Origin of the sequence: Polaribacter sp. HL-MS24 (assembly GCF_032758595.1) — a bacterium.
In the GTDB taxonomy this organism is placed as follows: Bacteria; Bacteroidota; Bacteroidia; order Flavobacteriales; family Flavobacteriaceae; genus Polaribacter.
Genome location: NZ_CP136415.1, coordinates 1008002 through 1031505, shown reverse-complemented (window position 1 = coordinate 1031505; position 23504 = coordinate 1008002). Strand labels below are relative to the sequence as shown.

The window sequence follows — 23504 nt, the reverse complement described above, 5'->3', positions numbered from 1 at the left end:
TAGAAATGCTTCTCTTTTTTGTATTTTCGTAAAACCCGTTATTTCTGCAGAAGCAGGAAGCAAATAGCAAACCATACTGAACTAAATTCTTCCAAAATGAACTGGGAACAACTCCTTTCTTTAAAACGCTTTGGCGATACTCAAAAACGCCCGAGAGAAGCACAAGACGAAACCCGTTTGGGCTTTGATGTCGATTTTGATCGAATCATTTTTTCATCTGCATTTCGAAGTTTGCAAGATAAAACTCAAGTCATTCCACTTTCAGAGACCGATTTTGTACACACGCGTTTGACTCATAGTTTAGAAGTGTCCGTAGTGGGTAGAACGTTGGGACGAAAAGTTGGGAAAGTACTTTTGGAACGATATCCAAACCTGACCACACTTGGCTATACATTCAACGACTTTGGTGCCATTGTAGCCGCTGCCTCTGTCATGCATGATATTGGGAATCCTCCTTTTGGGCATTCTGGAGAAAAAGCAATTGGAGAATATTTTAAATCTGGAAATGGGGCAAAATACAAAGCGCAGCTTTCTCCAAAGGAATATCAAGACTTAATTGATTTTGAAGGAAATGCAAATGGCTTTAAAATATTGACTGAAAGTAAAGATGGTGTTTTGGGAGGATTACGTCTATCGTATGCAACTTTGGGAGCTTTTTTAAAATATCCCAAAGAAAGTTTGCCTAAAAAACCCACACCACATATTGTAGATAAAAAATATGGGGTATTTCAGTCAGAAAAAAACGAATTTTTAGATGTGGTTCACGATTTAGGAATGTTGCAAAAATCGAACACAGAAGGTCTTTCTTTTTACAGGCACCCCTGGCCTATTTGGTCGAAGCTGCTGACGATATTTGTTATACAATTATCGACTTCGAAGATGGAATCAATTTAGGATTGATTGAAGAAGAGTATGCCCTAGAATATCTAATCAATTTGGTTAGAGACAGTATTGATTCTAAGAAATATCATAGTTTACAGCACACAAAAGATAGAGTGAGTTATTTGCGTGCCTTGGCAATTAACACCCTAATCAACTATAGGCAGTACATATTTTTTTAGCATATGAATCTGAAATTTTAAACGGAAATTTTGACAAGTCATTGCTAGAAAAATGCAAGTACGAAGCACAAATAAACGACATTATTAACATTAGTATTGACAAGATTTATAAGAGTAAAGAAGTCGTTGAAAAAGAGGTTGCTGGATACCGAATCATCGCCGATTTACTAGACGTCTTTGTCAACGCAGTCAATAATAAGTTTGATGAGAATTACACGAACTACGATCAGTTAATTTTAAACCTATTGCCAAAAGAATACCAATCTGAAGATTCTAATATATACCATAGAATTATGCAAATTTGTAGTTATGTTTCCAGAATGTCAGATAGTTATGCCATAAGAGTTCATAAAAAATTAACAGGCAATATTAATTAACGTTGTGTTTCATACAAAATCAATCGAGGCGCTATTTTAGGTACTTTTTTTAGGAAAGATTTTTAAAAAAGCGTGCTAAAGAAATCGCATCAAGGCCAATTTTTTTCTGAAGCTTAACCACACTTCCATGCTCTACAAAGGCATCAGGAATACCTAAAAGAGTAATTGGATATGGAAATTTTTGTATTGAGGCAAACTCTAAGAGAGCACTTCCAAAGCCCCCTTTTAGAGTTCCATCTTCAATGGTAATGATGGAAGTATATTGTTTGAAAATAAGGCGCAGTAAGTTTTCATCTAAGGGTTTTACAAAACGCATGTCATAATGTGCAAAGGCGCTACTTGAGTTGGAGGTGTCATTCGTTGCATCCATTAGGTTGAATGCTTCGGTAACGTTTTTAGAAATTGTTCCAATAGAAAGAATCGCAGTGGTACTTCCTTTTTTCAGTTGTACACCTTCTCCGATATTGATTTTTGAAAAAGGTTGTTTCCAATCGATAAGGCTTCCTGTTCCTCTGGGATAGCGAATTGCAATCGGATTTTTCAGTCCCAATTGTGCGGTAAATAAAATATTGCGGAGTTCAATTTCATTTCTTGGGGCAAAGACGATTAAATTCGGAATCAATCGCAAATATGCCAGATCAAAAACTCCGTGATGGGTCGCTCCATCCTCTCCTACCAAACCGGCTCTGTCTAAACAGAAGATTACGGGTAGATTTTGTAGGGCAACATCATGAATTATTTGGTCGTAAGCTCGTTGTAAAAAAGTAGAGTAAATAGCACAAAATGGGATGATTCCTTGGGTTGCCATTCCTGCGGCTAAAGTTACTGCGTGTTGTTCCGCAATCCCAACATCAAAAGTTCGTTTTGGAAATTTCTCCATCATAAATTTCAATGAACTACCTGTTAACATGGCAGGAGTTATCCCCACAATTTTTTCATTTTTCGAAGCCAATTCGACGATTGTTTTTCCAAAAACATCCTGATATTTACTGTAGATACTTTCTTTTTGAGGAATTCGCTCCCCTGAAATTTTATCAAATTTTCCAGGCGCATGGTAGGTTACCTGATCCTCCTCGGCTTGCTGTAGCCCTTTTCCTTTAGTGGTAATGATATGTAAAAACTTAGGTCCTTTGACTTCTTTGAGGCGTTCCAATTCGGAAAGAATTTTTGGCAGATCATGTCCGTCAATAGGTCCAGAATAGTCAAAATTTAAGGCTTTGATAATGTTGTTTTGAGTGGCGAGTTTTCGATCAGTTTTTACCTTTGTCAAATACTCTTTTAAGGCACCAACAGAAGGATCAATTCCAATAGCATTGTCATTTAAAATAATCAATAGATTGGCATTGGAAACTCCTGCATGATTCAAGGCTTCAAAAGCCATTCCACTGGCGATAGAGGCATCGCCAATTACTGCAATGTGCTGTTTTTGGGTATCTCCCATTAAGTTCGAAGCGATGGCCATTCCTAAAGCTGCAGAAATAGAAGTTGAGGAATGTCCTACACCAAAAGCATCATATTCACTTTCATTTCGAGATGGGAACCCTGCTATGCCTCCCAATTGTCTATTGGTGTGAAAAATATCCTTTCTACCCGTTAAGATTTTATGCCCGTAGGCTTGATGGCCCACATCCCAAACCAATAGGTCTCTAGGAGTGTCAAACAAATAGTGTAAGGCAATGGTGAGTTCTACAACGCCCAAACTTGCCCCCAAATGCCCTTCTTTTGTTGCAACTACATCAATAATAAAGGCGCGCAATTCTTTTGCTAACTGGCGAAGCTGAATGGGATTTAATTTTCTTAAATCGGCAGGATTGGATATGTGCTCTAACAAAGTATTCATTCGAGTTACAAAAATACAATTTAACTTTTGGTGTCTGTAAAAAGAAGAAGAAAGAATTCCAAATCTACCAGAAATATAATTCTTAAATTTACCCAACAATATAGCGAATAGATGATACAGCCTTTTGATGATGCCTATTTTATGAAAAAAGCTTTGCAAGAAGCAGAAATTGCTTTTGACAAAGGAGAGGTTCCTGTGGGAGCTGTAATTGTTTTAAAGGGGCAAATTATTGCAAGAGCCCACAATTTGACAGAAACCTTAACAGACGTGACTGCCCATGCCGAAATGCAAGCCTTTACAGCTGCTGCTGATTTTTTGGGCGGGAAATATTTAAAAGAATGTACTTTGTATGTGACCTTAGAACCCTGCCAAATGTGTGCGGGCGCAAGCTATTGGGCACAGATTGGAACTATCGTTTATGGGGCTTCAGAACTCGAGAGAGGTTTTGTCAGGCTCAACACGACCTTGCATCCAAAAACAAAAGTAATTAGCGGAATTTTAGAAAAGGAATGTTCGCAATTGTTGAAACGTTTTTTTGTTGAAAAACGAAATCTGAATTAAGAGCGAAAAAGCTTCCTATCAACGCTCTTTTCGGATGAGCAAGAAGATGTCATTGTCTAGGGCCAAATATCCTTCATTGTAAATATAAAAATAGGTGTTTCCTGTTTTTGTTTTATAGAGAGAGGTAAAGAACTGAAAATCGAATCCTTTGTCGTACAATTTGGTTCTCGACACCTTCGTTTTTCCAGAAATGTTCAAATCGGAAAGAATTTTATAATTTTTTCGCAATCGATTATTGATGTTTCTGATGAGGTTTTTACTGTCTTTATTGACATTGTTATTATAGGCATTTCTACAGTAGTCTGAGCAAAATTTCTTATCCACTCTGCCTTTTACAGGTTCTTTACATTCTAAGCATTCTCTTTTTTCCATGAGACAAATATAGACAATTATTCGTTTACAAACGACTACAAATACTTACAACCGAAAGTAATTGCTTTCCAACCGAATAGAACTGTAATGCTGTCGCAACTTTGCAGTGTTGAAACGAATCAACAAAATGGAATATAAACATGCACCGAGCGAAGGCAGGTGTTTTAAAAACTTATCTTATGAATACGTTAAGAAACAAAGTACAGTTAATTGGGCGATTGGGTCAAGAACCAGAAATCGTAACTTTCCAAGACGGAAACAAAATTGCAAAATTTTCGATGGCTACTGATGATAGCTACAAAGACAAAAATGGTGAAAAAGTTGAACGCACGTTTTGGCACAACATTATTGTAAAAGGAGGGTTGGTAAGTGTGGTCCAAAACTATGTCAAAAAAGGACAAGAAATTGCCGTTGAAGGCAAGTTGACCAATCGTTCTTATGAAACTAAAGAAGGCGAAAAAAGATATCTAACAGAAATTCTTGTTCATGATTTGTTGCTTTTAGGAGGAAAATAAATGCGGGAGAAATGTGATGAAAAGAAAAAACCTAGACGTTTGCGTCTAGGTTTTTTGTTTGCCATAAAGTGAAAATATTAACCAATGGGTTGTCCATTTTTCACTTCTATGTTCGGCGCTATAAACGCTAATTTTCCTTTAGGAGTATCGGTCATTAAGATCATTCCTTGACTTTCAACACCGCGAATTTTTCGTGGAGCTAAATTGATTAAGACAGCCACTTGTTGCCCAACCACTTCCTCTGGAGTAAAACTTTCAGCAATCCCCGAAACAATGGTTCTTACATCAATACCCATATCTACTTTTAGCTGCAATAGTTTTTTGGTCTTAGGAATTATTGAAGCTTCCAAGATCGTTCCAATTCGAATATCTAATTTTGTGAAATCGTCAAACTCAATCGTCTCTTTTTGTGCAGCTACTGCTTTGTTTTCTTGTGTTTTTGCCAAATCTTCAGAAGCATTTTCAATTTTTGTTGCCTCCAGTTTTGCTATTTGTGCTTCGATGGTAGCATCTTCAATTTTTGAAAACAATAGTTCTCCCTTTGCGATCTGATGTTTTGCAGGAAGGAGTACTTCTTTGTTACTGACATCATTCCAAGAAAGCGACTTGTCAAGGGTTAAAATTGATTTCAATTTTGTTGAAGTAAACGGTAGAAAAGGCTCAGAGACTATTGCCAAGGCAGCCGAAATTTGCAAAGCTACATACATGATTGTTTGTACACGATCTGCATTTTCTTTGATCACTTTCCAAGGTTCCTCGTCTGCCAAGGTACTTGTTTCCAAGTCGTGCCAAATTCATCAATTCTTGCGAGGCTTCTCTAAAACGATATCTTTCGATTGATTTCCCAATGGTATTCGGAAACTCTTTGATGGCCGCTAAAACAGCTTGATCTACCTCTGAAAAACGATGAGGAGCGGGCAAAACCCCATGATAATATTTATTTGTTAAAACGACCACTCTGTTGATGAAATTTCCAAAAATTGCCACCAATTCGTTGTTGTTTTTTGCTTGAAAATCTTTCCAAGTAAAATCGTTGTCTTTACTTTCGGGCGCATTTGCGGTCAAGGTATATCGCAATACATCTTGCTGATTTGGAAATTCTTTCAAATATTCGTGCAACCAAACGGCCCAATTTTTTGAGGTGGACAATTTGTTTCCTTCTAAATTTAAGAATTCATTGGCAGGAACATTTTCAGGTAAAATATACTCCCCATGTGCTTTTAACATACTCGGGAAAATAATACAGTGGAACACAATATTGTCTTTGCCAATAAAATGCACCAACTTGGTATCGTCTTTTTTCCAATAATCCTCCCAGTTTTTCCCTTCTCTCGCGGCCCATTCTTTGGTCGATGAAATATAGCCAATAGGCGCATCAAACCAAACATAAAGCACCTTTCCTTCGGCATCTTTTAAGGGTACTGGTATTCCCCAATCCAAATCTCTCGTCACTGCTCTTGGTCGTAATCCATCGTCGATCCACGATTTTACTTGTCCATATACATTTGGTTTCCAGTCCTTTTTATGACCCTTCAAAATCCATTCACGCAAAAATTTTTCGTGCTTGTCTAAAGGTAAAAACCAGTGTTTGGTTTCTTTTACTGTGGGGATATTTCCTGTAATTGCAGATTTTGGGTTGATCAAATCTGTAGCATTATGAGAAGTTCCACAGCTTTCACATTGATCCCCATAACTTTCTTCAAAACCACACTTTGGACAAGTACCCACTACAAATCGATCTGCTAAAAACTGGTCCGCTTCAGCATCGTATAATTGTGCAGAAATTTCTTCAACAAACTCGCCATCATGATACAATTTTGTGAAAAATTCTGAGGCAGTTTCATGATGAATTTTAGAAGATGTTCGTGAATAATTATCAAAAGAAATTCCAAAATCTAGAAAAGACTGTTTGATGATTCCATGATATTTATCAATAATATCTTGCGGAGAAATCCCTTCCTTTTTTGCACGCATAGGAATGGCAACTCCGTGTTCATCAGATCCACAGATGTAGGCCACATCTTTGCCTGTTAATCGTAAAAAACGAGCATAAATATCTGCGGGAACATATACTCCTGCCAAATGACCAATATGAATCGGGCCATTTGTATAAGGTAAAGCTGCGGTAATGGTATATCTTTTTGGAGTATTCATCGAATTTTCCTTGATTTATGTTGTAGATTGATTTTTGAACGACAAAAGTACAAAAAACGGAGTTTTAAATAACCATTGAAAATTGATACATTTACAGTGATATGATTTTTAGATAACGAAAACCAAGAAACAACACTTATTCTGATGAAAACCACTTTTCTAACCTTTGTTTTATTGATGACTTGTTTTTTGTTGAATGCCCAAGAACCGCCTATGAAATTACTTCAACCCAAAGCTCTTACAAAAGGAGACACCGTTGCTATTGTTGCGCCTGCAGGAATTTTACTTCATAAAGAAGGGGTTATCGATAAAGCAAAAATGATACTTGAAAGCTGGGGGTTACACGTTGTGTTTGGAGAAAATATTTTCAATAATGGAAAGCATTTTGCCGGAACCGATGAAGAGCGCCTCGAAGACTTTCAAAAAGCACTAGACTCTGAAAATATTAAAGCAATTTGGGCTGCCAGAGGCGGCTATGGTTCTGTGCGAATTTTAGACCGTCTTAATTTCTCTAAATTTTTAAACAACCCAAAATGGATCATAGGCTATTCAGACATCACGGCTTTTCATAACCATCTTCATCAATTAGGCGTTGAAAGTATTCATGGAATGATGGCTACAAGCTTACAAAATGAGTTAGAAGAAATTGTTGAAAGCCTTACTACGTTTAAAAAAGCACTTTTTGGAGAAGCGTTACACTATCAAATTTCTTCCTCAGATTACAATAGAATCCAAACTTCCTCAAGTCCTGACAAAGCCATAGAAGGACAATTAGTAGGAGGGAATCTTACTCTCTTAGCGTCGATGTTGGGGTCTGAAAGTCAACTAAACACCGATGGAAAAATTCTGTTGATAGAAGAAATTGGAGAATACAAATACAGCATTGATCGAATGCTACAAAGCTTAAAAAGAGCGGGCTATTTTACACATGTAAAAGCAGTACTTGTTGGAGACATTTCTAACATTAAACCCAATACGACCCAATGGGGAAGTCCCATTGAAGCACTCATTTTAGACGCTCTTCCCAAAGATGTTCCCGTTATTTTTGATTTTCCAGCAGGACATGAATTCGATAACAGAGCTCTTATAATGGGGAGAAATATGAAAATCGAACCTTTAGAAACGAACTTAATACAGATACAATTTGATTCAAAATAGCGAAGCATTTATAGCCGATTTTGCCACTTTTATATGGGGAATTCCACTTTTGATTTTATTAATAGGAGGAGGAATTTATCTTTTAATACGCTCTCAATTTTTACAGTTTCGCCTTTTTGGACATGCTGTTCAGGTATTAAGAGGAAAATATGACAATCCCAATGACCCGGGTGAGATTAGTCACTTTCAAGCCTTAACAACTGCACTTTCTGCTACTGTTGGAATGGGAAATATTGCAGGGGTTGCTGTTGCAATTACGATCGGAGGTCCTGGTGCCGTTTTTTGGATGTGGATCAGTGCTATTATCGGGATGTCTACAAAGTTTTTTACTTCTACATTGGCAATCATGTACCGAGGTAAAGATAGCAACGGAGACATTCAGGGAGGGCCAATGTATTTTATTACAGAAGGCTTGGGGAAATCATGGAAACCATTGGCAATGATCTTTAGTTTTTGTGGGTTGATCGGTGCTTTGCCAGTGTTTAATGTGAATCAACTAACACAGGCGATCAACGATATTATTTTGGTGCCTAATGGTGTAGAGGTCGATTTTATATCCAACCTCATCATTGGAATTTCATTAGTTATTATCACCGCTATTGTGATTTTTGGTGGTTTAAATAGAATTAGTAAAGTGGCTTCTAAATTAGTTCCATCAATGGTATTGCTCTATTTTACGTTGATTCTTTTTATTTTGTTTTCAAACATTGATCAAGTTCCAACGTATTTAAAGCTCATTTTCACCGATGCTTTTTCGGCTGGCTTTATCAAAGGAGATTCAATCTATGGAGGGGTATTGGGAACCTTAATCATTTTAGGAATCAAAAGAGGGGCATTTTCTAATGAAGCAGGAGTAGGGACAGCTCCCATGGCTCATGGTGCCGTAAAGACATCAGAACCTGTTCGAGAAGGCTTGGTGGCCATGCTGGGCCCTTTTATTGACACGATTATTGTGTGTACCCTTACCGCTTTGGCAATTTTAGTTACCGGCGTATGGCAAACCTCAGACGCGAATGGTGTAAGTTTGACAGCCTCTGCTTTTTCAAGTGCCATGCCTGTTATTGGAAACTATCTATTGTTAATTTGTATTGCAATTTTTAGTATTTCTTCTCTTTTTTCATATTCCTATTATGGCACAAAATGCATGTCTTTCTTGTTTGGAGCAAAAAATAAAAAATATTATAATTACTTTTATGTGCTTAGCATTATTGTTGGCGCAACGACTTCTTTGAGTGCAATGATTAATTTAATCGATAGTGCATTTGCTTTGATGGCTATCCCTACAATGCTCGCGACCATCATTCTTGCTCCAAAAGTAATTAAAGAGACCAAAGTATATATCTTGAAAATGAAGCAAATGGAGGCATCAAAATTAGAATAGAAAACACTTTTTTTAACCTATAAGTATATGGCATCGCATAACGAACTCGGAACAAAAGGAGAACAGCTTGCAATCGATTTTTTAGTACATAAAGGCTATACCATCCGCGAAAAAAATTACCGTTATCTAAAAGCAGAGGTTGACATCATTGCTCAGAAAAAAAACATATTAGCAGCAATTGAAGTAAAAACACGTTCGAGCGATTATTTTGGAAATCCGCAAGATTTCATCACTCCTAAAAAAATAAAATTACTAGTTTCTGCGATTGACCATTATGTGGTCGAAAGAGATTTAGACGTATCAGTTCGTTTTGATATTATTGCCATTATTTATGATAAAAATAGACATAAAATAGAACATTTAAAAGACGCTTTTCTCTATTTTTAAAGCTGTTCTAAAAATGTTTTAAGATCCTCAAACAAGACAGGTCTTCCAATAATTTTTTTATCCTTGTCTAAGATGAAATAGTTTGGAGTAGAAAAAATTGTATATTTTCTAGCAGTTTCGTTTTCCCATCGACCCAATCCTAAAACATGTTGCCAGTTGGGCATGTCTTTTTTCATCTCTTCCCATTGGATTGCATCGTCTTCTAATGAAAAAGCAATGACTTTTATTTTTTCTACATCCTTTAGGAATTTATACAATTCAGGGATTTCTCGCAAACAATGAGAGCATGCGGTACTCCAAAAAACAAGCAGATAATTTTCGGCTCCTTGTAAGGCATGCAGCTGTTGGGTTACTACATTTTCTGTCCAGGTAAAATCGGGCGCAGTTCTACCAATAGCAGTATTAAAAAGCTTCATTTTCTCAGCAACAAATTCTGAATCTTGAAGCTCTAAGGGCAGTTTATTATAATATGAAGTGAATAATTCATCAATAATGTTTAACTGGTTTGTAGGTTCAAATTGTTCGATTAAAAAAGCAATCATTTCTTTTTTGTAACGAATGTCTTTTATTTTTGACAATACTGTGTCAATCGCCTCACGATACAATTCAAGTTGTTGTTTTTCGTCGTCTGAGTAGTTCAAATAAAACACAAATTCAAGTACTCTGTTGTTTAAAAAAGAGGAGTTGATGAGTGTTGGATCGGAAAAGTCGAAATGATCAAAATAGGTCTCCTTGATGTATGTCAAATATTCTTGAGGTGTTTTTAAAATATCAAGGGCATTTTTTTTCAAAGAGGCTCTGATAAAAGGCTGGATATACATTCCTTGGCTACGTGCTAAAAATTCTTTTTGAACGGTATTGACTTCTTTTAAGGCTTTTTTATAATCGGTGTTTAGATCTAGGACGTTGTTTCTTAAAACAGCAATTTGAATAGAATCTAGTTTCTGTTGTTTGAAAAAAATTTCGTTTTGATATGCTTTGTATATTTGATTTTCGCTAGACTCTATAAAGTTAATTGTAGCATCTGGAGCGTCTGGTTGTAACTGAAAACGCACATTTTCTTTATTAAAAATAAAATCAATAAAACGAGCACCTTTTAAACGATAGGTAACTCTGTAGGTGCCCGATTCGGTCTCATTTGGCAATAGGAACTCAAAAGTGCTAATGGGCTTTTGAACTCCGTTTACGAACAATGAATCCATTTTGATACTTGTATTGGCGACAAAAACTTCTCGGTTGCTTTCAATTTTGTATAAGATGGCCCAATCATTTTTTATTGGCTTTGTAAGAATACCGTTTACAGAGAATTGTCCATAGGTACAAGTAACAGCAAAGAGGAGAAGGAGACAATATTTTTTCATTTCTATGGATTTTTAATTTTCAATTAGCAAATCAAAAATACTGTTTATCTATTAAAAACCCTATATTTAGATAAAAAACAGGAACATGAGTTTTTTGAATACAGTAATTTGGATTACCGGAGCATCTTCGGGGATTGGCAAAGCCTTGGCGATTGAATTCTCTCAACAAAACGTAAAATTGATAGTATCCTCTCGGAAAAAAGCTGATTTAGAATTGGTTAAAAATGCATGCAAATTTCCTTCAAATGTAGAGATATTGGTTTTGGATTTAGAAGATCATACTTCATTACAAGGAAAAACAGCGGAAGCGATGGCGCTTTTCGGAGGAGTAGATATTTTAATAAATAACGGAGGAATCAGTCAACGGTCTTTTGCACTAGACACCGATATTGCTGTAGACAAACGAATGATGGACGTGAATTATATTGGTACAGTTGCTTTGACAAAAGCAGTATTGCCCTATTTTATTGAGAAAAAGAGGGGGCATTTTGTAATTACCACCAGTATTGTTGGTAAAATAGGAACCCCGTTGCGTTCTTCTTATGCTGCTTCAAAACACGCTTTACACGGTTTCTTTGATAGTTTACGAGCAGAAGTCCATAAAGATCATATTCATGTAACCCTTGTTTGTCCTGGTTTTGTTAGCACCAATATTTCTTTTAATGCATTAACAGGTGATGGAAGTCCTCAACAAAAAATAGATGCTGCTACTCAAAATGGAATAGACCCAGCTCGTTTCGCAAAATTAATGGTGAAAGCGATTCAAAACAAAAAAGAGGAAGTTTATATTGGAGGCTTTAAAGAAAGACTAGCGGTGGTTGTCAAGCGATTTTTTCCAAAGGTGCTTTCGAAAATGATTCGAAAACTAAGTGTTACTTAAAAAAATTGAATGTTTTCAAAGTAACTAACGATGGCTTCTTTCATTAAAACCGTTTGTTCCCCTGCTTTTAAGTGTGGCAAATCGGTCAGGATTTTATAATGTGGCCATCCATCGGTGTCGTAATAATCAAATTCATAGTATCCATAAGGTTCTAGAAGTTTGCAAATGGCAATATGCATGAGGTTTACTTTTTCGTCTTTTTTAAACGTAGCGTGCCCTTTTCCGAGTTCTTGAATTCCAATAAGGTAGATAATTGAGTCTAAATCCAACGCATCTCCATCTGCAAATTGATTGGAAAGTTTCTCAACCAACACCTCCCATTTTTCTTTTAATGCTCTATTTTTTGACATCGCGAATTTTTATAATTGGTAAAGATACAAACGCCCTTTTTATAATCTGGGAAAAAAGATGTAGGTTTGATAAAAATTATTAGAAATGAATATTTTTGATATTGTAATTGCTGGTCTTTTGATTTTTGGTTTTGTGAGAGGGCTTATGAAAGGCTTCTTTGTTGAAGTAGCTTCTTTGGCTGCCTTAATCGCTGGAGTTTATGGTGCAATACACTTTTCATATTTTATTTCAGATTTTTTAAAAGACCTTGTATCTTGGAGTGAAGAGTATCTTTCTTTGGCTGCATTTGCGGGAACCTTTTTGATCATCATTGTTGTTATTTCTCTGCTTGGAAAACTTCTTACCAAACTGGCAGATTTTGCTTCTTTGGGCATTCTTAATAAAATTTTAGGAGGTGTTTTTGGAGCCTTAAAAATTGGACTCGTTTTAAGTGTTGTTTTTATTTTCTTTGGAAAAATGAACAATACCATTCCCTTTGTAAAGCAAGAAAATTTAGAGGAGTCTATCATGTTTAAACCCGTAAAGAGCATTGCTCCTTTTATTTTCCCATCCATCATTAAAGAGGATGCTATTGAAGAGCTTACAAATGAAATTCTTTAATTTTGAGAAGCCCTTTTGAAATTTAATTGAAAAGAATTCCTCGAGGATAATTCGTCTCAAGAAATTTTATTTCTCATTTTCTATATTTTTTTTGATCCATAAAATACTTTCCTGAAAGGACATAAAAATTTGACTTTGTGGAATAAAATCGGGAATAATATCGATTCTTTCCATCATATATCGAGGTTGTTTTAACAAGTTGACAAACAGAATTTCAATACTGTTTTTCTTCAATTCTTGTAACATATCTTCCATGGCGTATAGTCCCGACTGATCCATGTACTGCATTCTTCCCAATCGCATGATTACAATTTTTGCTGTCTTTGGGATTTGTAGTGAAAGTTGCTGAAAATCACTTGTAGATCCAAAAAACAAAGGTCCTTTGATATGTTTGATAAATACTTTTTGCTTTAATTGTTTTGGAAAGTCAACTTCGTCCGACCAGGATTCTTCTTTCAAAGGTTTTACTTTGGATCGTTCCGCTGTTAGGTCGCCAATTTTTTTCATAAACATTAAAGAAGCAATAATTAAACCAATTCCAACGGCATAAATTAAATCCCAAAAAGTGGAAAGCCCCAGAACAACTAACATAATAAGAACTTCTGAACTTAATTTTAATGGGCCCAATTTTAGATCTCTTGGCAAACTAGGGATCGCTTTTAAGCCCTTATAATCCATTACTCCGATTCCAACTGTAATTAAGATTCCTGCCAAAACCGCTGCGGGTATTTTAGAGGCTACATCTGCAAAAAGCATCATGATAATGAGTAGCATCACACCAGCAATCATTCCAGAAAGTTTAGTCTTCCCACCTGCGTTGATATTTACGACCGTTCGAATAGTGGCTCCCGCACCTGGGATTCCACCGAAAACTGCTGCTATTGAATTTCCGATTCCTTGTCCTACCAATTCTTTATTGGGGTTGTGTTTTGTTTTTGTCATATTATCAGCGACAACACTGGTTAATAACGAGTCGATTGCGCCTAGAAGTGAAAGGGTCAATGCGGTAAAAATATATGGAGTAATACTACCGAGGCCAAAGCTCGAAAAGATCTCAAAGTTGATTGTTGGGATCCCTGTGGGAATTGCTTCAATAGTTCTGTATTCTAATCCAAAAGCTACTGCAATTCCAGACATGACCACTAAGGCGACTAAAGTGCTCGGGACCACTTTGGTAATTCGTTTGAAGCCGTAAATAATAATGATGGTCCCTAGTGCCAGAAAGAATTCAAGCCAATTGATGTTTTGTAACGCCCGAGGTAATATTTTTATTGCTCCTATTGTTCCAGAAGCCTCTTTAGCAGCGAGGGTTTTGGATTCAGTTAAGATTTGCTCAGGAGTAATTTTTTGACCTCTTAAGATGGTTTCTTCAAAATTCTCTAGGACTAAAATTCCCTCACCAGCCTCTTCTTGTAAGATATTTTGAAGAATAACTTCCTCGGCATGTGGTTTAAATTGTTGTACATATTCGGTATCTTCTTTGGGATAATATCCTACAGAAGGGAGTATTTGTGTCAATAAAATGATCAATCCAATGGCAGTCATAAAACCAGAAACAACAGGATATGGAATGTATCGAATGTATTTCCCTAAGCCCAAGACTCCGAGACCTATTTGAAAGATTCCTGCCAATAAAAATACGGTTAGAATTGCAGGCAATGCTTTGGATACATTCCCATCGTTGGTAGCAATAATTCCAGCAATAATAACCATACTTACCGCAGTCATTGGAGCAGTCGGTCCTGAAATTTGCGTATTGGTTCCACCAAAAAGAGCAGCAAAAAAACTTATAAAAATAGCACCATATAAACCCGCTGCAGGGCCAAGACCCGAGGACACTCCAAACGCAAGAGCCAAGGGTAACGCAACGATTCCGGCAGTAATTCCACCAAAAGCATCTCCTTTAATAGTTGTAAATAATCTACTCAAAATCTAAATTTATGAGTATAAAATTACAATATTTTTTTAAAAAAAAACCAATCTTTTAAAAAGATTGGTTTGAGTATCAGTTTTGGAATGAATTAATAAAAAGTAACTGCTCCGTCTTTAATGTCATACATTGCTCCAACGATTTTAATTGTTCCTTCATCTTCCATTTCTTTTAAAACAGGACTTTGGTTTCGAATATTATCGATGGTTAAATAGATGTTTTTTTCTGCAACTGTATTTACAAAATCAATATTGGAAGAGTTTCTTAGGGTAGCATCTTTGGGTTCTGTAACTGCTTCAACAGCCGGTTTTATTTTTTGAATCAAAGCGGTTAAGTTTCCAAGTTTTGCATCGTCACAAGCGCCTTTTATTGCACCACAGGCTGTATGTCCTAAAACGACAATCACTTTTGTTCCTGCTAATTTAGTTGCAAATTCCATGCTACCCAAAATATCTTCATTCACAAAATTTCCTGCAATTCGTACACTAAAAATATCTCCTAAGCCTTGATCAAATACTAATTCTGCTGAAACTCTTGAGTCAATACAACTCAAAATTGTTGCAAATGGGAATTGGCCACTGCTAGTGTCATTTACTTGTTCAAGCAGGTTTCGATTTGCTTTCAAGTTATTTTGAAATCGTATATTTCCCTCTTTCAAAAAGGTCAAGGCTTTTTCTGGGGTTAGAGTTGCTTGTGTTTCTTTTGTATGTGCTTTCATATGTGTTATTTTTAAAATTGTGATACATTCCTTGAGTTATTTATTTGGTAATTAAAGTATTGTCATGAAGGGTGCACCCTATTCGTTTTATTTTTTAGGTCTCAATTGAAAAAATTCAAGATAACTTGAAGGGTTTTCTGCAATTCCTCTTTCTGAAATCAATTGAATATCAATCGATCGTTCTTTTGCTTTTATTGCAAAATCATCTAAAATTTCAATAATATCGTTGTCTAAATATCTGGTTTTACGGACATCTATTTCTAAATAAGTCTCTTTAGGTAAACGATCTAACTCGTTTAAGATAGCCCCTTTATTAAAGAAGGTAACTTCTTCCGCTAGAGTCATTTTAATTTTATGTTTCCCGTTGCTTTTGTTTTCAATATGAAGAAAATGAGAATTTTGGAAACTCTTAATCAAAATTACTACAATCCCAACAGCCAATCCTAAACCAATACCCACTAACAAATCTGTAAAAACGATTCCTAAAACGGTTACGGTAAACGGTAGAAACTGTTTCCAACCGAGTTGATACATTTTTATGAAGAGACCTTATTTCGCCAAATTATATCCAACAATCAACAAAATAGCTGCCAGTACAGAAAGTGGAATTTTGTTGAGTAAGGTAGGAATTAAAATTACAGAAATCAACAAAAAGAATCCGTGAACAATAGCGGATAATTTTGTTCGCCCCCCAGATTGAATATTGGCAGAACTTCGAACAATTACTTGGGTAATTGGCAACCCACCGATGAGGCCCGAAATAATGTTTCCAGTTCCTTGTGCTAGCAATTCTCTATTGGTTGGCGTTACATTTTTATGAGGATCCAATTTATCGGTAGCCTCTACACACAAGAGGGTTTCTAAACTAGCGACTAAGGCAATGGTAAATGCGACAATCCAAACTTCAGGATTGGCGATTGCTTCAAAATTAGGAAAACTAAACTGACCTAAAAACATGTCAAAATTTTCTGGAACGGGAACACTTACCAGATGTGAAGCATTGATTCCGAATTTAGAATTTGAATCGGTCATAAAGTAATAAACGATCCCAGCAACTACAGCAACTAAAGGGCCCTGAATTAATTGAAAAAAACGGCCTTTTTTCGACAGAACATTATTCCAAAGGATTAAGATCCCTAGTCCAATAATTCCAATAATTGTAGAGCCTAAGCTAATATTATTTATGGATTTAAAAATTTCTGAAAAGGTATTCTCTCCATCAATTTGGAGGAATGCAAAATCCCCTTCAGGATCTGCATTATAGCCAAAAAAGTGCGGAATTTGTTTTAGAATAATGATCAGCCCAATACCTGTCAACATTCCTTTGATTACGGATGAAGGGAAGTAATACCCAATAATACCTGCTCTTAAAACTCCAAAGAGTAATTGAATAATCCCTCCTAAAACGACGGCAACAAGAAAGTTTTCATAACTTCCTAGTGTTCCAATAGCAGTCAATACAATAGCTGCTAAACCTGCAGCTGGACCACTCACTCCAATTTTTGATCCACTTAAGCTACCAACGACAACTCCTCCAATTATTCCAGCAATTAATCCTGAAAAAAGGGGTGCTCCACTAGCCAATGCTATTCCTAAACACAAGGGTAATGCAACGAAAAACACGACAATACTTGCCGGTAAATCGCTTTTAATATATTTAAACATACAAGGTGTATTTTAAACTCTAAAAGGGTTTGTTTTAGAGTGTATTTTAATAATAAATGATTTATTTTCTGAACGAATTACTTATGAAGAAAGAGCTCTTCGAGGCGGGGGGGTATCGATATTAGCGTATTCGGAAATGTAAATTTTTGACTGAAAACGAATGTTTTTCAGTTCTTGAATACTATGTAAACTTGCTACATCACTTTGCGTTGAAGCAAACAATTTGATTTCACCATTTGTTTTCGATTCTTTTCCTTCTTTATTTTCTTCTTCTTCGTTTACGTCAAGGAAAATACTTACTTCTTGTGCGTTATCTACCAAACTGATAACAGTCGGTGTTACGAGCACAATCGTAAAAAGAAATGTAAAAAAAAGGGCAGTTATTGATCTCAAATATTTGGTTTTAAATTATTGATGACAAAGTTAGAAAAGAAAATGAACTTAGCTGTTAAATAAAATTTAAAATTGGGGGAGTAGTTGTATTTCTTTTGCGAGAATCCAACCAATCTTTCCATCGACAAGTTTTATTTTTTTCCAATCATCTACAGTATCCAAAACCTTTACCTTGGTTCCTTCGTGGAGGGTAAAAACTTCTTCAGAATTTGAAGTAGGCTCATTTTTGACAGTCGTTTTTTCTGTAAAGACAATTCCATAAATGGAGTCTTTCGCATAATTATATTGATGATAGGTGATTGCTAACGAAGTAAAAAAGAAAAGAATGCACAAAATACTTGTAACAAAAAAGAATCTTTTTTTAGAAGAAGAATAGGAAAAGTAAAAGAATAAAAAGAAGAGGGCTGTTAATAACGAAAAGACACAGCTAACGATTGCCCATTGATTGTATGAAATTTTCTGCAAGTATTTCTCATTCAGTTTTTCAAAAATTGATTTTGGCAATTCCTCAATTCTGTCTATGGTCAATCTTTTAGCAAACACTAAATTGTTTGCAGCATCTTGATTTAATGGATCTAATTGCAATGCCCGTTCGTAATTATAAATCGTAGCTCCTACTTTATTCAATTTATAATAACAGTTTCCTAAATTAAAAAACAATTCTGAAGAAATACGCCCCTGGTCTTCAATTTTGAGGTAGCTTTCTAAGGCCTTTTCAATATCCCCCTCTTTGTAAAAAGTATTTCCAGTTGCAAACAATTCTTCTGAAGTTTGTGCAAATGCAAAATGCGAAATGCATACCAGTAAAAAGAGTATTTTTTTCATCTTAAAATTGTTTGTCTAATTCAATTATAATTTCTTTTGCTTTTGCATATTCTTCCTTCATTTGGAGGTTGGTCGCTGGAGAGTAGCGTGCAAAATCACAATCTTGAAGGACTTCCATAAATTGATTGATTGTTGCCGTAGCCACTTTTTTCTCCTGTAACATTTGCGTGATTATTTCTTTGCTGATTTCTGATGTTTCAATGCCTAATTTTGCTTTTAGATAGTTGTGCAACGCCCGCTCCAGTGCTTCGTAAAATGCTTCTTTTTTGCCCAAATTTTTCGCAGCTTCGGTTAAGTACTTTTTTGCCAATCGTTCTGCCTTTCTCAACTTGTTTCCAATAAGATCTCGGTTTCGAGCCTCATTCTTTTTGGCGATAAAAATTCCAATTGGAACTGCAATAAATGGAAAAAACAATAAGAAGTAAAAGAGATTGGAACTAAAGAAATCATCTTGCTTTTTTGATGTAAAGGTGGAGGAGGTTTGAATATATCTAAAGTTTTTACCTGTAGATTTAATGGCTTGTTTTTGCACAAATCCACTATCAACAACGGCCAATTCCTTGCCTTCCAAAACATCTACAAAAAGATCTTCGGTAGAAATAGTTTTGTATTTCTTTTGTGAAGGATTGAAGTAAGAAAAAGTGACATTTGGGATTTTATATTTTCCTTTAAATTGAGGGACTACTGTATAGATATCACTAATAGATCCCGAAATTCCACTTGAAAGAATACGAACACGTTCTTTTCTTTCTGGAGCATATACTTCCAATTCTTTAGGGACAACTATTTCTGGAATCTCAAACAATTTCAAATTTCCTTTTCCTTTAACAGATACTTTTATTTGTGAACTTTCGTTGGATTTCAAGACACTCTTGTCTGTGGTGACTACAAACGAGTAGTCTCCAACAGCGCCTGTAAAACTTTCCGGTTTACCTTTCAAAGGAAGTTCTTTGGAATTGATGATTTTTTTTGCAGAAGCAAATTCTCTTCGAATATTTTTTGTGATTGGATTTCCAAAAAAATCACCTCTACCCGTAGGGACTCCAATCACTACTTCCATTTTCATTGGATCCAATGAAAGTCTGCCCGACTTTGTTGGAATTAAAAGAGATTTTTGAAGTGTAAAATATTTATAGGCTTCTCCATTATATGTCCCGTTTTTGGCACTTAATCCATTGATTTTAATTTCTTGGCTCCAAAATCCGTTATATTTCGGAGCTTGAATAATCCCTGCATCATAGACATTAATTTGATTGCTAATGTACAAGCGATATTCTACATAGACAGCTTCTCCAACATAGGGTTTGGTATTTGAAACCTCTGCTACCAAATGAATGTTTTGTTGAGCAATATAGTTCGGATCATTCGGGTCTTTTGGGATTTCTACAGGATCTAAAACGCGAATTTTTATAGGTTCAGATTGTATTGTTTTTCCATTGATAAAGATACTCGCTGAAGGAATGGTGAGCTCTCCTTTTCTGGTTGGCTGAATTACATAACTATACGATTTGTTAAAGCTAACTCTCCCATTGATATAAGATTGGCTTATGGACTGACTGGGTCCGCCTACGACTCTAAAATCATTAAAATTTGGTGGAGCAAAATTATCCGCACCTTTTTCATTGATCGAAAATTCTACTCGTAAACGCTGGTTCAAACCCAGCTTATTTTTACTAACAGTTGCCGTTAGTTTTGCCTCTTGTCCTACCGATGTAAGACCCAGCAAACTTAAAAACAATAATATGTAAAATTTATATTTCATAAGCTTTTTCTAGCTTCCTCTTTTTTGAGGAACAACAACTTCTTTATGATTCTATGAGATTCCTACCAGTCTTTCTCTTGTTTTACCTTTTTTCCTTTTGCTTTCTGAGCATTCATTTTTTTCTGAGTCTTTTTTTCTTCATTGTTCAAACTCTCTAACAATTGTTTTATTTGTTCAGGGGACATTTGACCCTGTTTTGGTTTCTGTTGTTCTTTCTTGTCCTTTTGATCCTTCTTTTTAGGATCCTTCTGATCGTCCTTCTTCTCGTCGCCTTTATCGTCTTTGTCCTTTTGGTCTTTGTCTTTGTCCTTGTCTTTATCTTTGTCTTTATCTTTGTCCTTTTGGTCTTTGTCTTTGTCCTTTTGGTCTTCGTCTTTGTTCTTGTCCTTGTCTTTGTTTTTGTCGTCTTTTTGATCCTGTTTTTCTTTTTCCAACAATTGTTGTGCGACTGCTAAATTGTAACGGGTTTCATCGTCTGTAGGATCATTTCTCAAGGCATTTTTATAGGCATCGACTGCTTGTTGATATTGTTTTTGTTCCAACATTGCATTGCCAATATTGTGATAACCATCGGCTTTTTCAAATTTGTCTTTGCTTGTCTTTACAGACAATTCGTATTGTGGAACAGCTTCTTTAAAATTTTTATTCTGATACATGGCATTTCCCAAATTATAGGTTGCCTTTTTGTACAAACTATTTTTATCTAAGGCTTTTCTGTAGGCAATAGCCGCATCTTCATAGTTCTCTTTTTGATACAATTTATTTCCTTCTCGCACTAAGGTTCTCGCTTCCCGTTGCGCTACAATAGAGTCTTGCTGCGCATAAAATACTGAAGACAAAAGCAATAGCAATACAAAAAGGAGGGTCTGAATTTGTTTCATTGAAATCTTATTTTTTGTTTTTTTCTTCATCAAATAAATCTACTTTTCGCAACCATTTTGTTTTCTTTTCAAAAAAGAATCCATCGATGATCAAAAATAATATTCCGATACCAATAAACCACTGAAATTGATCTTTATAATCGGAAAATTGTTTGGTTTCGAATTCGCTTTTTTGAGCATTTCCAATAAGGGTTGAAATTTCCTTAACAGGCGTTTCGGTTTTGTTACCATCAATATAAGAACCGTTAGAAGCGATTGCAATATCTTGTAAAACTTCGGAGACTCTTTTGGTAATTACCGTTTGTCCTTTGCTGTCTTTTTTATACCCAATCAATGAACCATTGAGTTTCATCGGGATTGGACCTCCTGTTTCTGTTCCGACTCCTATGGTATACACTTTGATTCCTTCGTTCGAAATATTTTGGGCTATTTGTTTGGTTTCTTCTTGATGATCTTCACCGTCAGAAATAATGATTAAAAAACGATTGGTTTGCTCATCATTATTATAATAGGTTTTTGCCAACTCTAAGGCTTCGTTGATGGCAGTTCCTTGGCTTGATACCATATCGGGATTTGCATTCTGTAAAAACATCTCTGCGGCGGCATGGTCGGTGGTAATGGGCAATAATGGATACGAATTTCCAGCATAGATGATAATTCCAACCCTGTCAGATCCCAGTTTTCCAATAATTTTTGAAATAATCTGTTTCGATTTTTCCAAACGGTTGGGAGCAATGTCTTCTGCCAACATACTTTTGGAAACATCTAGGGCAAACACCACATCTACTCCCTCCCTTTTTACCGTTTTCAATTGGGTCCCCATTTTAGGATTTGTCAATGAAACGATTAATAAAGAGACTCCGATGAGTAAAAAAACAAGTTTTAAAACAGATTTAAATGTAGAGGTATTGGGCGCCAATTGCGCCAATAAACTTTCGTTCGAAAAGCTTCGCTGTGTTCTTTTCTTCCAAATGAAAGCCAGTAAGAATACAACAATCATTACTGGGATGATTGTAAGAAAATAAAAATAAATCGGTTCTTCTATTTTATACATTTTTTATTATTGTGTAAATTTTTTCTCTTTATGTTCACTAATTTTCTTCTTATACCTCTTTTGAATTATCAAGCAATTGATCTAAAATGGGCTTTATCTTCATGTATTATTCTTGCTAATCCTTTTGCTAAATAAAACTCTTAAACACCGTATTCTTCAATACGAATTCTAGCAGTAAAAGTCCAAGAGCCAAAAGGACGATACTCCTGTAGTTTTCTTGATAATTGTAATATTTGAATTCTTCAATTTTTGTTTTTTCTAACTTGTCAATTTCATTATAAATTTCTTGTAAAGAAGCGTTGTTTGTAGCTCTAAAATATTTTCCTTGTGTTTCAGAGGCAATAAATTTTAAGAGTTTTTCATCAATTTCTACCTGTTGTTTTCTGAATTGAAGCTTTCCTGTTCTCGGGTCTTTACTCCATGGAAAGTCTGCCATTCCATTGGTTCCAATTCCAATCGTATAGGTTTTGATTGCCAATTCTTTTGCCAATTCTGTAGCAGTTTTTGGATCTACAAAGCCAGCATTGTTGACACCGTCGGTCAGTAAAATAATGACCTTGCTTTTAGCGGTGCTTTCTTTTAGGCGGTTCACTGCAGAGCCTAACCCCATTCCAATAGCTGTCCCTCCTTCCAATTGCCCCCACTTCAGTTCTGAAATGGTATTTTTTATGATGCCTTTATCACTCGTGATTGGTGTTTGTGTAAAACTTTCTCCTGCATAGACTACTATTCCAATTCGATCATTAGGCCTCCTGTTCACAAAATCGATTGCCACTTTTTTCAAAGCCTCAAGGCGATTTGGTTTTAGATCACGCGCCAACATACTAGCAGAGACATCGATTGCCATGACAATGTCGATTCCTTTATTTGACTTCGTTCTTTTACTAACAGAAACATTTCTGGGTCTTGCCAATGCAACCAATAAGAGTGCAAGAGCCAGCAATCGTAAAAAATACAAAAAGGGTTTTAGTTTTGGCAAAAAAGATTGTTCCGCTTGAAATCCTTTTATGCTAGGCATAGTTAATATGGCAGCATCTCTTTTTCGAGTAAAAAAATGCCAAAATCCTAAGACTGGGACGACCACTAAAAACCATAAAAAGCCAGGATTTAAAAATTCAAAATTATTCCACATTTTTAGTCGCTGTTTTTGATGAATGAAGTGCATTGGCTTCTTGTTCTATGAGAAGGGCTTTGTATTCATTCACTTTTGGTTGAATTTTTTTGATGATCAATTCTGCCGATTTTCTATCGTCTTCTATTTCAGTTGCCAATGGTTTC

General features: G+C 35.7%; 20 protein-coding genes and 3 pseudogenes. 8 read left to right on the top strand and 15 right to left on the bottom strand.

Annotated features, from left to right (window positions below; all coding sequences use genetic code 11):
• Positions 1 to 96: 96 nt before the first annotated feature.
• Positions 97 to 1438, top strand: a pseudogene (locus RRF69_RS04930) (deoxyguanosinetriphosphate triphosphohydrolase).
• Positions 1439 to 1487: 49 nt separating this feature from the next.
• On the opposite strand, the gene RRF69_RS04925 reads toward RRF69_RS04930, so the two are convergent.
• Positions 1488 to 3278, bottom strand: coding sequence for a 1-deoxy-D-xylulose-5-phosphate synthase (locus RRF69_RS04925; RefSeq protein ID WP_316940869.1), 1791 nt, complete (start codon positions 3276 to 3278; stop codon positions 1488 to 1490).
• A 111-nt stretch (positions 3279 to 3389) separates the two neighbouring features.
• Between RRF69_RS04925 and RRF69_RS04920 the strand changes: the two genes are divergently transcribed.
• Positions 3390 to 3839 (top strand): nucleoside deaminase, encoded by a 450-nt coding sequence (locus tag RRF69_RS04920; RefSeq protein ID WP_316940867.1) that lies wholly within the window; start codon positions 3390 to 3392, stop codon positions 3837 to 3839.
• Between the two features lie 18 nt (positions 3840 to 3857).
• Here RRF69_RS04920 and RRF69_RS04915 read toward each other — a convergent pair whose 3' ends face one another.
• Positions 3858 to 4211 carry a hypothetical protein gene (locus RRF69_RS04915; RefSeq protein WP_316940865.1) on the bottom strand — a complete coding sequence of 118 codons (354 nt, stop codon included), beginning with the start codon at positions 4209 to 4211 and terminating at the stop codon, positions 3858 to 3860.
• A 179-nt stretch (positions 4212 to 4390) separates the two neighbouring features.
• On the opposite strand from RRF69_RS04915, the gene RRF69_RS04910 reads away from it, so the two are divergent.
• Entirely contained in the window at positions 4391 to 4726 is a 336-nt protein-coding gene (locus RRF69_RS04910) for a single-stranded DNA-binding protein (RefSeq protein ID WP_316940863.1), read from the top strand.
• Between the two features lie 77 nt (positions 4727 to 4803).
• On the opposite strand, the pseudogene metG reads toward RRF69_RS04910, so the two are convergent.
• Positions 4804 to 6880: pseudogene (metG, locus tag RRF69_RS04905) on the bottom strand (methionine--tRNA ligase).
• A 144-nt stretch (positions 6881 to 7024) separates the two neighbouring features.
• On the opposite strand from metG, the gene RRF69_RS04900 reads away from it, so the two are divergent.
• The 3 genes from RRF69_RS04900 to RRF69_RS04890 are packed head-to-tail and all read left to right on the top strand — an operon-like array spanning position 7025 to position 9806.
• Positions 7025 to 8038: an LD-carboxypeptidase gene (locus tag RRF69_RS04900; RefSeq protein WP_316940861.1), complete on the top strand. Its 1014-nt coding sequence runs from the start codon at positions 7025 to 7027 to the stop codon at positions 8036 to 8038.
• Positions 8028 to 9419, top strand: a complete 1392-nt coding sequence (locus RRF69_RS04895; protein ID WP_316941108.1) for an alanine/glycine:cation symporter family protein — start codon at positions 8028 to 8030, stop codon at positions 9417 to 9419. The genes RRF69_RS04900 and RRF69_RS04895 overlap by 11 nt, the downstream gene beginning before the upstream one ends.
• Positions 9420 to 9446: 27 nt before the next feature.
• Positions 9447 to 9806: a YraN family protein gene (locus tag RRF69_RS04890; protein WP_316940859.1), complete on the top strand. Its 360-nt coding sequence runs from the start codon at positions 9447 to 9449 to the stop codon at positions 9804 to 9806.
• Here the strand turns inward: RRF69_RS04890 and RRF69_RS04885 are convergent.
• Positions 9803 to 11167, bottom strand: coding sequence for a thioredoxin-like domain-containing protein (locus tag RRF69_RS04885; protein ID WP_316940858.1), 1365 nt, complete (start codon positions 11165 to 11167; stop codon positions 9803 to 9805). The two genes, RRF69_RS04890 and RRF69_RS04885, sit on opposite strands and share 4 nt — an antisense overlap.
• Before the next feature lie 85 nt (positions 11168 to 11252).
• Here RRF69_RS04885 and RRF69_RS04880 point away from each other — a divergent pair, with 85 nt between their 5' ends.
• A complete protein-coding gene (locus RRF69_RS04880) occupies positions 11253 to 12047 on the top strand; it encodes an SDR family oxidoreductase (protein ID WP_316940856.1) in 795 nt (264 codons plus the stop codon).
• On the opposite strand, the gene RRF69_RS04875 is transcribed toward RRF69_RS04880, so the two are convergent.
• On the bottom strand, positions 12044 to 12397 hold the full coding sequence (locus RRF69_RS04875) for a hypothetical protein (protein WP_316940854.1): 354 nt from the start codon (positions 12395 to 12397) through the stop codon (positions 12044 to 12046). The two genes, RRF69_RS04880 and RRF69_RS04875, sit on opposite strands and share 4 nt — an antisense overlap.
• 85 nt (positions 12398 to 12482) lie before the next feature.
• On the opposite strand from RRF69_RS04875, the gene RRF69_RS04870 reads away from it, so the two are divergent.
• A complete protein-coding gene (locus tag RRF69_RS04870; protein WP_316940852.1) occupies positions 12483 to 12998 on the top strand; it encodes a CvpA family protein in 516 nt (171 codons plus the stop codon).
• 66 nt (positions 12999 to 13064) lie between these two features.
• Here RRF69_RS04870 and RRF69_RS04865 read toward each other — a convergent pair whose 3' ends face one another.
• The 10 genes and pseudogenes from RRF69_RS04865 to RRF69_RS04820 form a co-directional block, all read right to left on the bottom strand.
• On the bottom strand, positions 13065 to 14927 hold the full coding sequence (locus tag RRF69_RS04865; RefSeq protein ID WP_316940850.1) for a SulP family inorganic anion transporter: 1863 nt from the start codon (positions 14925 to 14927) through the stop codon (positions 13065 to 13067).
• A gap of 92 nt (positions 14928 to 15019) precedes the next feature.
• Positions 15020 to 15646, bottom strand: a complete 627-nt coding sequence (locus RRF69_RS04860; RefSeq protein WP_316940848.1) for a carbonic anhydrase family protein — start codon at positions 15644 to 15646, stop codon at positions 15020 to 15022.
• A gap of 87 nt (positions 15647 to 15733) precedes the next feature.
• A pseudogene (locus tag RRF69_RS04855) lies at positions 15734 to 17311 on the bottom strand (SulP family inorganic anion transporter).
• 81 nt (positions 17312 to 17392) lie between these two features.
• The gene (locus RRF69_RS04850; protein ID WP_316940846.1) at positions 17393 to 17704 is read right to left on the bottom strand and encodes a hypothetical protein; all 312 of its coding nucleotides are present in this window, start codon (positions 17702 to 17704) and stop codon (positions 17393 to 17395) included.
• Positions 17705 to 17770: 66 nt separating this feature from the next.
• A complete protein-coding gene (locus RRF69_RS04845) occupies positions 17771 to 18529 on the bottom strand; it encodes an SH3 domain-containing protein (RefSeq protein ID WP_316940845.1) in 759 nt (252 codons plus the stop codon).
• Between the two features lies 1 nt (position 18530).
• A complete protein-coding gene (locus RRF69_RS04840) occupies positions 18531 to 20291 on the bottom strand; it encodes a BatD family protein (RefSeq protein ID WP_316940843.1) in 1761 nt (586 codons plus the stop codon).
• Positions 20292 to 20353: 62 nt separating this feature from the next.
• Positions 20354 to 21172: a tetratricopeptide repeat protein gene (locus tag RRF69_RS04835; RefSeq protein ID WP_316940842.1), complete on the bottom strand. Its 819-nt coding sequence runs from the start codon at positions 21170 to 21172 to the stop codon at positions 20354 to 20356.
• Between the two features lie 7 nt (positions 21173 to 21179).
• Positions 21180 to 22226, bottom strand: a complete 1047-nt coding sequence (locus tag RRF69_RS04830; RefSeq protein ID WP_316940839.1) for a VWA domain-containing protein — start codon at positions 22224 to 22226, stop codon at positions 21180 to 21182.
• Between the two features lie 127 nt (positions 22227 to 22353).
• Positions 22354 to 23358 (bottom strand): VWA domain-containing protein, encoded by a 1005-nt coding sequence (locus tag RRF69_RS04825; RefSeq protein ID WP_316940837.1) that lies wholly within the window; start codon positions 23356 to 23358, stop codon positions 22354 to 22356.
• Complete coding sequence (locus RRF69_RS04820) at positions 23348 to 23497, bottom strand: hypothetical protein (protein WP_316940835.1); 150 nt, start codon at positions 23495 to 23497, stop codon at positions 23348 to 23350. Before RRF69_RS04820 ends, RRF69_RS04825 begins: the two co-directional genes overlap by 11 nt.
• Between the last annotated feature and the right edge of the window lie 7 nt (positions 23498 to 23504).